The organism is Staphylococcus lugdunensis (genome assembly GCF_002901705.1).
In the GTDB taxonomy this organism is placed as follows: domain Bacteria; phylum Bacillota; class Bacilli; order Staphylococcales; family Staphylococcaceae; genus Staphylococcus; species Staphylococcus lugdunensis.
Map to the genome: position 1 here is coordinate 40,452 of NZ_PPPV01000012.1, position 539 is coordinate 40,990.

Consider the following 539-nt stretch of genomic DNA (forward strand, 5'->3'; position numbering starts at 1 on the left):
CTTTTTATAAACATAATTTAATACGGGAAGTAGCTCAGCTTGGTAGAGCACTTGGTTTGGGACCAAGGGGTCGCAGGTTCGAATCCTGTCTTCCCGACTTCTTGAATAAATGGGGGCTTAGCTCAGCTGGGAGAGCGCCTGCTTTGCACGCAGGAGGTCAGCGGTTCGATCCCGCTAGTCTCCACCATATAAAACTAAATAAAGGCGGTGTAGCTCAGCTGGCTAGAGCGTACGGTTCATACCCGTGAGGTCGGGGGTTCGATCCCCTCCACCGCCACTATTTAATTAATATTGAATTATATTTAGGACCTTTAGCTCAGTTGGTTAGAGCTAACGGCTCATAACCGTTCGGTCGCAGGTTCGAGTCCTGCAAGGTCCATATAATTTTGGAGGAATACCCAAGTCCGGCTGAAGGGATCGGTCTTGAAAACCGACAGGAGCTTAACGGCTCGCGGGGGTTCGAATCCCTCTTCCTCCGTATTTATTTTGGTCTCGTAGTGTAGCGGTTAACACGCCTGCCTGTCACGCAGGAGATCGCG

5 tRNA genes are annotated in these 539 nt (G+C 50.3%); all 5 read left to right on the forward strand.

Annotated features, from left to right (window positions below):
* The first annotated feature begins 23 nt into the window (after positions 1-23).
* The 5 genes from CD041_RS00860 to CD041_RS00880 all read left to right on the forward strand — a co-directional run bounded on the left by CD041_RS00860 (position 24) and on the right by CD041_RS00880 (position 478).
* Positions 24-97 (forward strand) — tRNA-Pro (locus tag CD041_RS00860).
* Between the two features lie 14 nt (positions 98-111).
* Positions 112-187, forward strand: a tRNA-Ala gene (locus tag CD041_RS00865).
* A gap of 16 nt (positions 188-203) precedes the next feature.
* Positions 204-277 (forward strand) — tRNA-Met (locus CD041_RS00870).
* Positions 278-305: 28 nt separating this feature from the next.
* Positions 306-379, forward strand: a tRNA-Ile gene (locus CD041_RS00875).
* Positions 380-388: 9 nt separating this feature from the next.
* Positions 389-478 (forward strand) — tRNA-Ser (locus CD041_RS00880).
* The last annotated feature ends 61 nt before the right edge of the window (positions 479-539 follow it).